At 45.8% G+C, this 15412-nt stretch carries 14 protein-coding genes; all 14 read left to right on the top strand.

Going from position 1 to position 15412, the window contains the following annotated elements; translation table 11 throughout:
• The first annotated feature begins 4 nt into the window (after positions 1 to 4).
• The 14 genes from IR135_RS00400 to IR135_RS00335 all read left to right on the top strand — a co-directional run bounded on the left by IR135_RS00400 (position 5) and on the right by IR135_RS00335 (position 15410).
• Entirely contained in the window at positions 5 to 1648 is a 1644-nt protein-coding gene (locus tag IR135_RS00400) for a DAK2 domain-containing protein (protein ID WP_135095693.1), read from the top strand.
• 58 nt (positions 1649 to 1706) lie between these two features.
• Positions 1707 to 2372, top strand: a complete 666-nt coding sequence (sdaAB, locus tag IR135_RS00395) for an L-serine ammonia-lyase, iron-sulfur-dependent subunit beta (protein WP_135095691.1) — start codon at positions 1707 to 1709, stop codon at positions 2370 to 2372.
• Between the two features lie 3 nt (positions 2373 to 2375).
• Positions 2376 to 3251, top strand: coding sequence for an L-serine ammonia-lyase, iron-sulfur-dependent, subunit alpha (gene sdaAA, locus IR135_RS00390; protein ID WP_135095689.1), 876 nt, complete (start codon positions 2376 to 2378; stop codon positions 3249 to 3251).
• The gene (gene recG / locus IR135_RS00385; RefSeq protein WP_135095687.1) at positions 3251 to 5218 is read left to right on the top strand and encodes an ATP-dependent DNA helicase RecG; all 1968 of its coding nucleotides are present in this window, start codon (positions 3251 to 3253) and stop codon (positions 5216 to 5218) included. The genes sdaAA and recG overlap by 1 nt, the downstream gene beginning before the upstream one ends.
• Positions 5219 to 5245: 27 nt before the next feature.
• Positions 5246 to 5866 (top strand): class A sortase, encoded by a 621-nt coding sequence (locus tag IR135_RS00380; RefSeq protein WP_135095685.1) that lies wholly within the window; start codon positions 5246 to 5248, stop codon positions 5864 to 5866.
• Between the two features lie 246 nt (positions 5867 to 6112).
• Positions 6113 to 6676 carry a transcription factor FapR gene (fapR, locus tag IR135_RS00375; protein WP_115885761.1) on the top strand — a complete coding sequence of 188 codons (564 nt, stop codon included), beginning with the start codon at positions 6113 to 6115 and terminating at the stop codon, positions 6674 to 6676.
• A gap of 3 nt (positions 6677 to 6679) precedes the next feature.
• Complete coding sequence (plsX, locus tag IR135_RS00370) at positions 6680 to 7663, top strand: phosphate acyltransferase PlsX (RefSeq protein WP_135095683.1); 984 nt, start codon at positions 6680 to 6682, stop codon at positions 7661 to 7663.
• Positions 7656 to 8564, top strand: a complete 909-nt coding sequence (gene fabD / locus IR135_RS00365; RefSeq protein ID WP_135095681.1) for an ACP S-malonyltransferase — start codon at positions 7656 to 7658, stop codon at positions 8562 to 8564. Before plsX ends, fabD begins: the two co-directional genes overlap by 8 nt.
• On the top strand, positions 8557 to 9294 hold the full coding sequence (gene fabG, locus IR135_RS00360; protein ID WP_115885764.1) for a 3-oxoacyl-[acyl-carrier-protein] reductase: 738 nt from the start codon (positions 8557 to 8559) through the stop codon (positions 9292 to 9294). The genes fabD and fabG overlap by 8 nt, the downstream gene beginning before the upstream one ends.
• Positions 9295 to 9329: 35 nt before the next feature.
• Positions 9330 to 9569 carry an acyl carrier protein gene (locus tag IR135_RS00355; RefSeq protein WP_026867576.1) on the top strand — a complete coding sequence of 80 codons (240 nt, stop codon included), beginning with the start codon at positions 9330 to 9332 and terminating at the stop codon, positions 9567 to 9569.
• Positions 9570 to 9653: 84 nt separating this feature from the next.
• The gene (gene rnc / locus IR135_RS00350; protein WP_318272183.1) at positions 9654 to 10415 is read left to right on the top strand and encodes a ribonuclease III; all 762 of its coding nucleotides are present in this window, start codon (positions 9654 to 9656) and stop codon (positions 10413 to 10415) included.
• Positions 10416 to 10421: 6 nt separating this feature from the next.
• On the top strand, positions 10422 to 13976 hold the full coding sequence (gene smc / locus IR135_RS00345) for a chromosome segregation protein SMC (RefSeq protein WP_135095679.1): 3555 nt from the start codon (positions 10422 to 10424) through the stop codon (positions 13974 to 13976).
• On the top strand, positions 13976 to 15085 hold the full coding sequence (ftsY, locus tag IR135_RS00340; protein ID WP_135095677.1) for a signal recognition particle-docking protein FtsY: 1110 nt from the start codon (positions 13976 to 13978) through the stop codon (positions 15083 to 15085). The genes smc and ftsY overlap by 1 nt, the downstream gene beginning before the upstream one ends.
• Positions 15075 to 15410 (top strand): putative DNA-binding protein, encoded by a 336-nt coding sequence (locus IR135_RS00335; RefSeq protein WP_135095675.1) that lies wholly within the window; start codon positions 15075 to 15077, stop codon positions 15408 to 15410. The genes ftsY and IR135_RS00335 overlap by 11 nt, the downstream gene beginning before the upstream one ends.
• Positions 15411 to 15412: the final 2 nt, after the last annotated feature.

Here is a 15412-nt window from a genome sequence, read left to right as displayed (position 1 = left end):
TACAATGGATAAGATAGATGGCTTGATGTTCCGCCGGATGATTTTGAGCGGGGCGCGTAATCTGAAGAAAAATGCTGATTATGTGGATTCATTAAACGTTTTCCCCGTTCCTGACGGTGATACGGGCACAAATATGAATCTTTCGATGTCTTCAGGCGCAGCTGAAGTTGAACCGCTTGATGACACGCATATCGGAAACGTGGGGAAACATTTCTCCAAAGGGCTCCTGATGGGGGCACGCGGAAACTCGGGCGTTATTCTCTCGCAATTATTTAGAGGATTCTCTAAAGCGATTGAAACAAAAGATGAAATCAGAGCAGATGAATTTATCGAAGCCTTAAAACAGGGTGTGAATACTGCTTATAAAGCAGTAATGAAACCTGTAGAAGGTACAATTTTAACTGTGGCAAAAGATGCAGGGAAAAAAGCGGAAGAATTTAATGAAAGCAATGCGTCGGTAATCGATGTCATGACCGCAACGCTTGAAGAAGCAAAAGCTTCGCTTAAACGCACACCGGACCTTCTCCCTGTACTGAAAGAAGTCGGCGTTGTCGATTCAGGCGGCCAGGGTCTCGTTTATGTTTATGAAGGGTTCTTAAGTGCACTGACGGGCGAAGAAATTGCCGAAGATGCTGCCGAAACCGATTCACCTGCAATCGATGACCATGACCACGAAAACGACTTTAACGACTTTATGAGCGTTGACGATATTGAATTCGGCTACTGTACTGAATTCATGGTGCGTTTTGAAGACGGAAAACGCGAGTTTAAGGAAGATGAATTCCGTAATGAAATGAGCGGATTCGGTGACTCGCTGCTCGTTATAAACGATGATGAAATCGTTAAAGTACACGTCCACACGGAAACACCGGGCGAGGCATTCACTTATGCTGCGACTTACGGCGAGCTCATTAAGATGAAAGTTGAAAACATGCGTGAACAATTCAGAACTGTTCACGGAGATACTAATCATGCTGCTGAAAAGCAGGCTTACGACACAGCAATTATTACGGTTTCTTCAGGTGAAGGAATTAACGAACTGTTCAAGAGCATCGGCGTGACGCACGTCATTAACGGCGGCCAGACGATGAATCCGGCAACTGAGGATATAGTTAACGTAATTAAAGGCGAAGATGTCAAACAGGTCATTATTCTTCCGAACAATAAAAATATAATCATGGCAGCTGAACAGGCGGCGGAAGTACTTGAGATTCCGGCAGCCGTAGTTGCTTCCACATCAATTCCGGAGGGCCTTGCGAGCATGCTCAGCTTTAATCCGGAAGCATCGCTTGAAGATAACAAGAAAGCGATGAGCGAATCGCTCGAACATGTCCAGACAGGACAGGTGACTTACTCAGTCCGCGACACTAAAATAGATGGTGTGGACATTAAGAAAGATCAGCATATGGGTATTGCCGAAGGTAAGATTATTACTGCCAGCGATTCTAGAGTAGATACGCTTAACACGCTTATCAAGAAGATGATTGATGAAGATACAGAAATCATTACGATACTGATTGGTGAAGGCGGTACTGAAGAAGAAGTGGAAACAGTAATTGAAGATATTGAAGGCACACATGAAGATGTTGAATTTGAAATTCATAATGGTGCACAGCCAGTCTACAGCTATTTAATATCTGTGGAATAACAATATCAGCCGCATCGGTTATTCCGATGTGGCTTTTTGTACTTTAGGAGGGGAAACTATGAAGTTTAAAAGCGTTTTTGATATAATCGGACCTGTGATGGTCGGGCCGTCATCATCGCATACAGCAGGTGCCGCGCGCATCGGGCTGCTCGCAAGAAACTTATTCGGCGGCCAGCCGGATAAGGTGGATATCTACCTGTACGGCTCCTTCCGGGATACTTACCAGGGCCATGCAACAGATGTTGCGCTGCTCGGGGGCATTCTCGGCTATGATACCGACGACGAAAGAATTATCAATGCTAAACAAGAAGCTGAAAACAACAACTTAACGTATAATTTTATCGAAATGCAGGAAGAACGCTCTCACCCGAATACAGCGGTGCTGCAGCTTTATAAAGACGAAGAAGAACTCGTAATCGAAGGAGTGTCGATCGGCGGCGGGAAGATAGAGCTCGTGAGTATTAACGGCTATAATATTAATATTTCCGGCAACTATCATGCGCTGCTGGTCTTCCATAAAGATGAATTCGGGACGATTGCACGCGTCACGACGAAACTCGGCGATGAACAGCTGAATATTTCCCAGATGAGCGTCTCCCGAAAAGAAAAGGGGCAGGTCGCTTTGATGACTGTCGAACTTGACGATACAATTTCACCCGAAGCTTTAGAAGAAATAAGAGCGGTTAAAGGCGTTGACCGCGTAATTGAAATGACGGGAGGCTAACTTATGTTTAACAGTATAAATCAGCTTGTGGAACGTGCGCTGTCAGAAGAGATTTCCTTGTCCGAAGTTATGATCAGGCAGGAAATGGAAGCGACAGGGCACAGCTACCTCGATATATATAATTTAATGAAAACTAATTTAACGACGATGGAAGGTGCTGTAGCTGAAGGCCTTGAAGGTGTTCATTCAACAACCGGCCTGACCGGTATGGACGCTGTGAAGATGCAGAAATATATCGATTCCGGCAAGGGCTTAAGCGGTGAACTTAATCTGCTTGCGATTGCGAATGCAGTCAGCACCAATGAAGTGAACGCAGCGATGGGCAAAATCTGTGCGACACCGACAGCAGGATCAGCGGGTGTCGTGCCGGGTGTTTTATTTGCCATGGTTAAAAAAGATCCGTCGATTACAGAAGAACAGAAAATCCGTTTTCTGTTTACTTCGGGCGCTTTCGGCTTTGTGGTTGCAAATAACGCAAGTATTTCAGGTGCTGCGGGCGGCTGCCAGGCGGAAGTCGGCAGTGCGAGCGCTATGGCAGCAGCCGCCCTCGTTGAACTCGCAGGCGGCACGCCGGATATGAGCGCGCACGCATTTGCGATCGCCATGAAAAATATGCTCGGTTTAGTGTGCGACCCTGTTGCCGGCCTTGTTGAAGTGCCGTGTGTTAAACGGAATGCAGCAGGCGCAACGAATGCGCTGACAGCAGCGGATATGGCGCTCGCAGGAATTGAATCGCGCATTCCGCCAGACGAAGTTATCGAAGCGATGTACAAGATCGGCTTAACCATGCCGTCGGCACTGCGTGAAACAGGACGCGGCGGACTGGCTGCGACTCCGACGGGAGAACGCTTAAAAGCTGAACTTTTCGGTGCGAAATAATGAGCGGCATTCATGTCGTACAGAGCCCGGACAGAAGTATTAAAGAATTAAAAGGCGTCGGCGACAAGGTGGCAGAGAAACTGTTCGGTCTTGGTATTGCGGGCATGAATGATGTGCTTTTTCACCTGCCGGCGGGCTACATAGACCACAGCGTCGTCAATTTAAATGAAGCGCCGGACGGGGCGAATATTACGATTGAAGGCACTGTAAAAACAGAACCGCAAGTCGCCTTTTTCCGCAGGGGCAAAAGCCGTCTGACATTTTTTATGGATGTCGACGGCATTTATGTAAAAATCACATTTTTTAACCAGCCTTATTTAAAAAGTAAGATTATTAACGGTGAATTTGCCCGGCTCTACGGCAAATTCAACCGCAACAAGCTTGAAATTAATGGAACGAAGCTAATCTTTGAAGCAGGCGGCGGCTACCAGGTAAAATATCCGCTCGGCGGTGTAATGCAGTCGAAAACATTCCAGAAAATCGTCCGCTCGGCCTTTGATATGACAAACTTTAACGTCGACCTGCCGGAAGCGCTCAGAGCTAAGTACAAACTGATGCCGGTTCGGGATGCGCTGTATGCGCTCCACTTTCCGGACAGTCATGAAACGGTTGCTGCTGCGAGACGGACAATAAAATTTTATGAGCTGTACCATTACCAGCTTAAAATTATGGAACGCCGTCAGAAAGAACGCATCAGGAGCGACCGTTTTGTTGTCGATTATAAGATTGATGAACTTAAAACTTTTATCGATACACTGCCTTTTGAACTGACAGGTGACCAGAAGAAAAGCGTCAATGACATATGCCGAGACTTTAAGCAGAATATTTCAATGCACCGCCTCCTGCAGGGAGATGTGGGTAGCGGTAAAACGATTGTGGCAGGGATTTGCGTTTACGCAGTTAAGACCATCGGTGAACAAAGTGCTGTTATGGTGCCGACGGAAGTGCTGGCGAACCAGCATTACGAAAGTTTTAAAGACACTTACGGCGAGGAACTGACGATTGCTAAATTAACAGGTACGACAAAGCCGGCCGAGAAACGCGATATACTCGCCCGGCTCGCAGCGGGTGAAATCGATCTTCTCGTCGGCACGCATTCGCTGATTGAAGACGATGTAATCTTCAGCAGCCTGTCGTTTATCATTATCGATGAACAGCACCGCTTCGGTGTGAACCAGCGCGAAAAGCTGAATAATAAGGCTTACCGAAAAAACGTGCTTTATATGACGGCGACACCGATTCCGAGAACTTTATCGATTACATCCTACGGGGATATGGACGTGTCAGTTATACGCGAAATGCCGAAAGGCCGCATTCCGATTGAAACGGAATGGCGCCGCTTCAAGGAGATCGATTACGTGCTCAGTTTCGTGAAATCGGAAATCGATAAAGGACACAGCGCCTATATCGTGGCACCTTTAATCGAAGAATCGGAAACGCTCGATTTAAAAAACGTCTATGAAATATATGAGATTTTTGAAGAGTATTTCAGCCCGGATGATGTGGTGCTGGTGCACGGCAGAATGAAAGCTGAAGAGAAAAATGCAGCGATGCGCTCGTTTGAAACGCTGGAGAAACCGCTGCTCGTATCGACGACGGTTATCGAAGTCGGCATCAACGTGCCGAACGCGACAGCAATTGTTATTTTTAACGCCGAGCGATTCGGTCTGTCCACGCTGCACCAGCTGCGCGGCCGGGTTGGCAGAAGCAGCAAGAAGAGCTACTGCGTTTTGGTGAGCGACCCGGCAACGGAAAACGCCAAGCAGCGCATGGATATTATGACGAGCACTTCTGACGGCTTTGTTTTAAGTGAGCGCGACCTTGAAATGCGCGGGCCCGGGGATTACTTCGGTGTCCGTCAGAGCGGTTTGCCGCAATTTAAAATTGCGGATATTACAGAAGACTACAGAATCCTTGAAGTGGCGAGAGACGAAGCGGTTCAGGTGTATGAAAATAATAATTTATAAAAAATTGCGGCGAGTGGAGGGAATTTTTTGAGAATATTCATCAGAACTGTCGGTATTTTAATGATTATCGCAGCTGTTATGCTGTTTTTCTGGCAGGATATCCGTGAATATTTTACAGACCAGGTCAACGACCGGCTGATTACCGCGTATCAGGACGGTGACGATGATGTAAAACTGAACCCGCTTGAAACGTTCATCACCGGTGCAGAACAGGAAGCTGCAGGTATTAATATCGGTGATGATATGGCAGGGGCGCTTGAAATTGAGAGTGCAGATATTCTCGAACCCGTCTACAAAGGGCCGCTGACAGAAGAGAAATTGCGGAACGGCGTGAGCTTTCTGGAAGAAAACGATCACCTGGATATGCAGAACATCCCGATTGCCGGCCACCGTGTCGAAGGTGCAGGTATCCGTTTCAACTATATCGACCGTGCTTCAGTCGGCGATACGATAAACTTCATCACGCACGATGAAACGCGCGTCTATAAAATCACCGAGATGTTCGAAGTCGCACCGTCGGAAGTCGGCGTCCTCGACCAGACTGAAGGTGCGGTACAGGAACTCACCCTCATCACATGCGAAGAGTATAACCCGGAAACACTGCTGTTTGAGAAGCGGCTGATTGTTAAGGCTGAATTGGTTGAATGATGAGAATTGCGCTGATTGTTTTGATTTCTGATGGGAGTTATGTAAACTTAACAGCATCTGAGTCCTTTATCGTATGGATTCGGATGCTTTTTGTATGAAAAGGAGGCACAGTGTCTGACAAACACCAAACACGCTCTCCAAATTTAAAAACTTCTTTAAAATAATTGAAATCATGAGTCAGGTTTTATATACTGAGTCTAGTGTTATATATAGATGTTAATACCAACTACTAAAAGAGGAATCAGAATGGTGAAGCTAAAAAAACAGGAGCGTCAATCGAGTTTGGAGTCTCATATTTCCGATGATCCGTTTTTGACGGATGAGCAGCTGGCGAATATTTTCGGTGTATCGATTCAAACGATACGTCTGGACCGACTGGAACTGAACATTCCTGAGCTGCGTGCACGCATTAAAAATGTGGCGCGTGAGGGTGTTGATAAAATCCGCTCACTGTCAATTCAGGAAGTAGTCGGGGAAATTATCGATATTGAACTGAATAAGAGCGCGCTGTCGCTTTTTATCGTTGAGGAAAGTCACGTGTTTGAAAAGAATCAAATTGCACGGGGGCATTTTCTGTTCGCACAGGCGAATTCGCTCTGCGTTGCTTTAATCGATGAGCCGCTCGCGCTGACACAGCATGCGGCGGTGGATTTTAAGCGTCCGGCGAAATTAAACGATAAAGTTGTCGCAAAAGCGAAAGTAACGACTATGGACAATAATAAAGCGCACATCGAAGTGGAATCAAAAGTCGATGGCAAAGTAATTTTTACAGGAAAATTTGAGATGTATTATAAAAATGAAGGTGAATAGACGATGGCTAGAATTGCTGTAGATTTAATGGGCGGAGACAATGCCCCGAAAGTGATAGAAGAAGGTGTTCTGCAGGCAGCAGATACTTTTGATGATGTAGAGATTCTGGCGTTTGGCATGCCGGGCAGCTACAGCGGGAACCACCCGCGGGTAACTTTCATTGAAGTAACAGAAAAAATCGAGTCGGAAGATGACCCGGTAAAATCTGTCAGAAGAAAAAAAGACAGTTCCCTGGTAAGAGCAGTGAAAGCTGTAGCCGACGGTGAAGCGGATGCGGTTGTGTCAGCTGGCAACACAGGTGCAATTATGAGTGCCGGTCTGTTCGGCGTGAAGCGTATTAAAGGGATTGAACGTCCTGCGATTACAACGATGCTGCCGACAACTTCTGACAAAGGCATGCTGATGCTGGATATGGGCGCTAATTCGGAAAACAAACCGAACCACCTGCTGCAGTTTGCACAAATGGCAAGCGTGTATATGGAAAATATTGAAGGCCGCAAAAATCCTTCAATCGGTTTGATTAACAACGGCAGCGAAGAGATTAAAGGGACTGAACTGACAAAAGAAACCTATCAGCTTTTAAAAAACAGCGGGCTGAATTTTGCAGGCTTCTTTGAAACGCGCGATATTTTATCAGGCAATATAGATATCGCGGTAACCGACGGTTTTACCGGCAATGTTGTCTTAAAGACAATTGAAGGCACATCTTCAAGCCTGCTCGGCGAAGTGAAGAAAATCATGTTGAAAAATCCGGTGAACAAACTTGCGGCTCTCGCTTTGAAAAATGATTTCCAGGAACTTAAAAACATGCTCGATTACAGACAATTCGGCGGTGCACCGCTCATGGGGCTGCAGGGCAATGTAATTAAAGCTCACGGTTCTTCAGATGCGACTGCCATCGTCAATGCAGTAAAACAGGCGAAAATCATGGCAGACTCAGGTACGATTGACAAAATAAAAGAATTAATAGGTGAAAATGATGAGTAGATTAATTATTTTTCCTGGGCAGGGTGCCCAGTACGGCGGGATGGCAAAAGATTTATATGAACAAAACGATAAAGCCCGCGCTGTACTCGACGAAATTTTTTCATATGTTGATTTTGACTTAAAAGAAATAATGTTCTCTGAAGATGACGCAAGATTAAATGATACTAAATACACGCAGCCTGCCTTATTTGCCCACAGTCTGGCAGTACTTGCTGCGACTGGCTTAAAAGGCGACTATCTGCTCGGCCACTCGCTCGGCGAACTGCCGGCGCTTGTTCATGCTGGTGTTGTAACTTTAAAAGACGGTGTGAGACTTGTCACAACGCGTGGTGAATTAATGAGCCGGGCGGACTCAGGCGCTATGGCGGCTGTAATCGGCATGGGCTTTAAAGATCTTGAGGAAGCATGCATCAGCGCGTCAGACGGCAAGACAAAAGTTGTGCCTGCCAACATTAACGCACCGGATCAGGTGGTTGTATCAGGAGATAAAGAGGCGGTTGACCGCTTTAAGGAACTGGCGAAAGAACGCGGCGCACGCCGGATTATTCCATTAAAAGTATCGGGTGCCTTCCACTCTCACTTAATGGAGCCCGCCCGTCAGGAGTTTAAAGAATTTACAGAACAGATTACTTTTCAAGATGCCGGAATTCCGGTCATCCAAAATGTCAGCGCCAAGGCTGAAACTGAAGCTGGTGTGATTAAACATCAGTTCGTTGAACAGATTACGCACCCGGTGCGTTTTGTGGAATGCGTGGAAACAGCAGCAGAACTCGGTGTGACTGAAGCAATTGAAGTCGGGCCGAAGAAAGTCCAGTCGGGACTGGTACGCAAAAATACGAAAGAAATAGCTACTTCAAATATCGATACATTCGAACAGGCAGAGGTGTTTTTAAATGAGTAAAACAGCATTGGTCACAGGCGCTTCGCGCGGTATCGGCCGCGAAATTGCCCTGACACTCGGAGCGGAAGGGCATACGGTTATCGTGAACTATTCAGGTTCAAAAGATAAAGCGGATGCGGTCGTCGAAGAGATTAAGTCAAACGGCGGCACTGCTGAGAGCTATCAGTGCCACGTGCAGAATGCCGATGACGTGAAAGCGATGATTAAACATATTACCGATACGTACGGTTCCATCGATATCGTTGTCAATAACGCGGGAATTACACGCGACAATCTGTTAATGCGCATGAAAGAGAGTGAGTTTGACGATGTTGTCGACGTGAATATTAAAGGTGCCTTTAACGTTATTAAGAGCGTATCGCGGCCGATGATCCGCCAGAAGTCGGGACGCATCATTAATATTTCAAGCATCGTCGGTTCGCTCGGCAATGCCGGGCAGACGAACTATGTGGCGACGAAAGCGGCAATCGACGGTATGACAAAATCAGTGGCACGCGAACTGGCCTCGAAAAACATTACTGTCAATGGTGTCGCGCCGGGATTCATTAAGAGCGACATGACAGATGTGCTCGGAGATGATATTAAAGAGGGCATGCTGCAGCAGATTCCGCTGAAGCACTTCGGAGAAACGAAGGATATTGCGAACGCAGTCAGTTTCCTTGCAAGTGATAAAGCATCGTATATTACAGGCCAGATTATACACGTCAACGGCGGTATGTACATGGGTTAAAAGCTGTGCTATTATTTAAGGGAGGTGAAGAAACAATGGCTAATATTGACAAAATTAAAGACATCATCGTTGACAAACTCGGCATCGATGAAGAAAAAGTAACAAGAGAAGCATCTTTTAAAGATGACCTTGGTGCAGACTCACTTGATATCGCTGAATTGGTGATGGAACTTGAAGATGAGTTTGATATGGAAATTCCGGATGAGGAAGCTGAAAAAATCAACACAGTAGGCGACGCACTGGATTTCATTGATAAAATAGAAAAAGAACAATAAAACACTTGAAAAATCCACTTATGATGAAGTGGATTTTTCTTTGTGAATAAATACAGGAAATAGTAAAATAAAAGAGGTGGATATATGGATTTCGAAATCGTGCTGGACAAAGTTAAAACGGACTCATCAGCACAAGATAAACTGGATAAATTTAATGTAATGTTTAAGAAATTCGCGGATAAAATTAATATTAAAGCGGACAGACCCGGTCTTTATCAGCAGGCCTTCATGCACAGTTCGTATATTAACGATCTCGGGCTTGATAAAAGATATAACAATGAGCGGCTCGAATTTCTCGGCGATGCAGTACTAGAATTGATGGTATCAGATCATATTTTTAACAAATACGAAGAGCTGCCTGAAGGCAGGCTGACAAAACTTCGTGCGAATATCGTGTGTGAACCTTCACTTGTAGTATTTGCCTCGAAACTCGATATGCCGGACTTAATTCTGCTCGGACGCGGCGAGGAAAAAACCGGCGGCAGAAGCCGGCCCTCAATCGTCAGTGATGCTTTTGAAGCCTTTCTCGGCGCCCTGTATTTAGATCAGGGACAAGGCGGAGTATGGAAATTTTTAAGCGACTTCGTTTTTCCACATATTTCGTCTGAAGATTACAATGCAATTATCGACTATAAAACGATGCTGCAGGAATATTCGCATCAGGCATTCTCACTGAGTGTCACTTATGAACTCGTGAGCTCGACAGGCCCGAGTCACCACCGCCGTTTTGAAACAGAAGTATCAATTGGCGGCGAAGTGCACGGCACGGGTGCCGGTTTATCGAAAAAAGAATCAGAACAACAAGCAGCTAAAAGTGCGCTTAGGGCACTTGGCCAAGAGGTGTAGGGACATATGGTATTTTTAAGGCAGATCGATGCACATGGTTTTAAATCATTTGCAGATAAGGTCAATATAAAGTTTGACAGCGGGGTCACTGCTGTCGTCGGTCCGAACGGGAGCGGCAAAAGCAATATCACCGATGCAATCAGATGGGTACTCGGTGAACAGTCGGCCCGCGTGATGCGCGGTTCGAAAATGGAAGATATTATTTTTGACGGCACGGACAGCCGGACACCGATGAACAGCGCCTCGGTCAGTCTGATTTTAAACAATGACGACCATGTACTCGGTTCAAGCAATGAAGTGGTTATTTCAAGAAAACTGTACCGAAGCGGGGACAGCGAGTATTTTATCAACAGCGAAAAAGCCAAGCTGAAAGATATTACAGAGCTGTTTTTAGACTCCGGTCTCGGAAAGAATGCATATAATATTATCAGCCAGGGACAGGTCGATGAAATTTTAAAGGCGAAACCGCTTGAACGCCGGAAGATTATCGAGGAAGCTGCGGGTGTAATGAAGTATAAAAACCGCAAGCACGAATCGGAAAAACGTCTCGACGACACGAAGCAGAACCTGTCGCGTGTTCACGATATTATCGAAGAAATCAGTTCCCGGGTACACCGTCTGGAAAAAGAAAGTGCCATCGCAGAAGAATACCTTGCGCTGAAAGAAGAAATGACACAAAGCGACATCGAGGTCAATGTCTACGATACGAAACTGCTTCTTACAGAACTCGATGAAATTACCGCAAGGATTCAAAAAGAGGAGTCTGGCTTAGAGCATGCCCGCACTACGCTGAAAGAAGTGCTCACCGAACTTAATTCCCTTGAAGAAGAGCGGGAAAAACTGCAGCAGGAAGAGCGCAGCTTAAATCAGGAACTTCTTCAGACGACGCGGGAACTCGAAAAAATCGAAGGGCGTATCGCACTCTATGCCGAACGTGAAACGAACAAAGAAACGCTGAAGCAGGATTTGAATACCCGTCTTAAAAATTACGAAGAAGATTTAAATGGCTTAACAAAAGAGCTGTCACAAGAAGAAAAGAAGCAGGCTGAGTTAACATCCAGGCAGGCTGAATTGATAAAAGCCGTCAAAGACAAAAAACGCGAGCTCGCTGTCGTAGAGTCGACAGATGACAGCGATATTGAAAAGCTGAAAGATGAATATTACGAGCTGATGGTTAAGAAAACCACGCTCGAAAACGATAAACGCCGGAGCCGTGATGAACAGTCAAAAATAGCTGACAGTATCCAGTATAAAAAGGAACGTCTGGAAGCGCTCGATGCTGAAGCTGCGGAATTAAAGAGTATTCTTGATGAGAAAAAACAGATGCTGGCTGAAGCGGAGGGTGAGTTAACCGCTACGCGCACGGATTATAAAAATACCCGTCTCAGACTGAATAATCTGAACGAGCAGTACGACAAGGCTAAAAGTGATTACAGCCGGGCTGAAAACTTTATTCAGAACCAGCAGTCGAAACTCGATATGCTGAAAAATATGTCGGAGAACTATCAGGGATATTATCCCGGCGTCCGGGCTGTACTCAAAAACAAAGACAGCATTCCCGGTGTTATCGGCGCCGTCGGCGAACTGATATCGGCACCGTCTGAATATATGACGGCTCTCGATACAGCACTCGGCCAGGCCAGTCAGAATATCGTTATGGATGTCGAACATAACGCGCGTACTGCAATTGCCTTTTTAAAGCAGAAAAACTTTGGTTTTGCGACCTTCCTGCCGCTGGATACGATTCGTGAACGTTATCTTTCAGTCGATGTTGAAAAATCGCTTGAAGCGTCAAATATCGATTACCAGGTTTTATCGGAAGTTGCAGATATTAAACGCGAATACCGGAAAGTGCTCCTGCACCTCTTAAATACGACAGTTGTCGTTAAAGATTTGAGCGATGCTTCTGCCATGGCAAGAGCAACCGGCCAGCGTGTCCGCATCATTACGATGGACGGTGAAACGATTATGCCGGGCGGAGCAATGAGCGGCGGTTCAAAAAACCGCAAAGGCTCCATTATGGAAACGAAGAAGGAAATTGCAGGAATTACAGAAAAAATTAAAGAGTATACAACACAGACAGCAGTGCTGAAAGAGGCAGTCGACAAGACAGCAGATCAGATTGCCGGGGCGACTGTAGAACTGAAGCAGCTGGAAGAAGCAGGCACAAAACTTGGTGAAAACCATGACGCGCTCCAGACTGAAGTCACACAGCTTGATTTTAAGCTCTCGAATAAAACTGCTGCTGCGGCTGAACTTAAGAGTGAAGTAGCGAGCCTCTCTCCGGATACCGGGACAGGCGACTACGATGGGAAAATTGAAATTTATACTCAGCAGATGGGTGATATTAATACGCGCATCGATATGATGAGCCGGTCGAAGAGCGAGAAAGAAACTCAAATTTCACAGCTTCAAAGTGAACTGCAGCAGCTGAATAATGATAAAATATTAATAGACGGCGAAATCCGTTTTACCGAGGCGGCACTTGAACGTCTCCGTGATAACATCGATAACTTAAAGCATAATATTGATAACACGAAAAGCGAAGCGGAGATGATCAACGATGATCTTTCGACGATGAACATCGCTGAACTGAAAGACAGCAAAGTGCAGTTATCAGCTGCCCTCGACGAACTGAACGCGAGATTCGGAACGATTACCGGCAAACTCGCGGCAATTAAAGAAGAGCACGAGAAGAAAACCGCAGCTGAAAGTGAACTGCGGAAATCCGCAGACAGCAGCCAGGAACAGCTGAGAACTGATTCCGCTGCCCGCGAAGGTTTAGATACACAAATTGAAAATAAAATGACATACTTAAGCGACAATTATAAAATGACTTATGAACTTGCTCTCGGGCAATTTGAGAGTTTCGAAAACATTGAAGCAAAACGTCAGAAAATTACACTGAACAAGAAGAGTATTGAAGAACTCGGCCCCGTTAATATCGGTGCCATTGAAGAGTTCGTGCTTGTTAATGAGCGTTATACGTTCTTAAAAGAGCAGGAAGATGACTTAATCGAAGCACGCCAGACCCTCCTCGACGTCATCAGCGAAATGGATGAAGCAGTCGCAGCGCGTTTCAAAGAAACATTCTATCAAGTGAACGATTACTTCCAGGAAGTATTTAGCGATATGTTCGGCGGAGGCCGGGCGGAACTGCGCCTTCTTGAAGAAGGGAATTATCTGGATTCCGGCATAGAAATATTTGCCGAACCGCCAGGTAAAAAATTGTCATCGCTGTCGCTTCTGTCAGGCGGCGAACGTGCACTGACCGCAATCAGTCTTCTGTTCAGTGTACTCCGGGTGAAAGTGAGTCCGTTTATTATTCTCGATGAAGTTGAAGCGGCACTCGACGAAGCGAATGTCACGAGATATGCAAAATATTTGAAAAAGCTGTCAGCTGATACGCAGTTTATCGTTATTACTCACCGTAAGGGTACGATGGAAGAAGCGGACCGGCTGTTCGGTGTCACTATGCAGGAACAAGGTGTCACGAAATTGATCAGCGTGGATTTAAAAAATTATGAAGAACCAGAACCGGCAGGAAAGGAAGGAATTTAATGGGGATTTTTGACCGTTTTAAACGCAAGAAGAAAAAACAGGAACAAGAACCTGCATCGCTTGAAGTACAGACGGATAAGCTCGATGACGGCCTGATTTCGCTCGATGAGTTTGAAGAATGGGAGCAGGAACAGCTCAGCTATAAATTTGAAGTCGGTCTTAAAAAGAGCCGCGACAAATTCCAGCAGGATATCAACGCGCTGATGGCACGCTACCGTACGGTAGATGAAGATTTCTTCGAAGCACTGGAAGAAGTGCTGATTTCAGCCGATGTCGGCTTTAATACAGTAATGGACTTAACCGAAGAGCTGCGCCGCGAAGCCCAGCTTAAAAATATTACGGAAACATCTGAACTCAGGGAAACCATCGTTGAAAAAATGGTTGAAATTTACGAGCAGAACGGCGATGTTTCGGATGAAATGAATATTAATGAAGACGGGCTGACTGTCGTCTTAATGGTCGGTGTTAATGGTGTCGGCAAAACGACATCAATCGGCAAGCTCGCACACAAGTATACGCAGGAAGGCAAAAAGGTTATGCTCGCTGCGGGAGATACTTTCCGCGCCGGTGCAATTAACCAGCTCCAGGTCTGGGGCGACCGCGTCGGGGTCGATGTCATTAAACAGGCGGAAGGTTCGGATCCCGCTGCAGTAATGTTCGATGCAGTCAGCGCAGCAAAAAAACGCGGGGCGGATATTTTATTCTGTGACACAGCAGGCCGTCTGCAAAATAAAGGCAATCTGATGAACGAACTGTCTAAAATTAAAAAGGTCATTCAGAAGGTCGTGCCTGAAGCGCCTCATGAAGTACTGCTCGTGCTCGACGCAACAACCGGGCAGAACGCACTCAGCCAGGCGAAAGCCTTTAAAGAAGTCACTGATGTATCAGGCATTATTTTATCCAAACTGGACGGTACTGCTAAAGGCGGTATTGTGCTGGCTATTAAAAACGAACTCGGCATCCCGGTTAAATTTGTCGGACTCGGCGAGCAGCTCGATGATCTGCAGCCGTTCGATGCGGAAAACTATGTATACGGCTTATTTGCTGATATGATTCAGGAGTCGGAAACACTCGAAGAAAAATTAGAGGAAGATAAAGATGACGAATGATTTAGAACGCACGATGCGGATGAATTATCTGTATGATTTTTATCAGTCTCTGTTAACTGACAAACAGCAGAAATATATTGAACTGTATTATCTGGAAGATTTTCAGTTCAGTGAAATCGCAGAAGAGATGAACGTGACACGGCAGGCTGTCTATGATAACCTTAAGCGCTCACGCGATATGCTGGAACAATACGAGGCCACACTCGGTATGTATAAAAATTTTAATAAACGTCTCGAACTGTACGCGGAGCTGAAAAATAAGCTCGGCGATAATATCAGCGAGGACGTCAGAAAAATAATCGAAAGATTAGAGAAATTGGATTAAGG

It is taken from the genome of Jeotgalicoccus nanhaiensis, from assembly GCF_015235105.1.
GTDB classification, from domain to species: Bacteria; Bacillota; Bacilli; order Staphylococcales; family Salinicoccaceae; genus Jeotgalicoccus; species Jeotgalicoccus nanhaiensis.
Note: the sequence above shows the minus strand (reverse complement) of the source record. Positions and strands in the feature narration are given on the sequence as shown.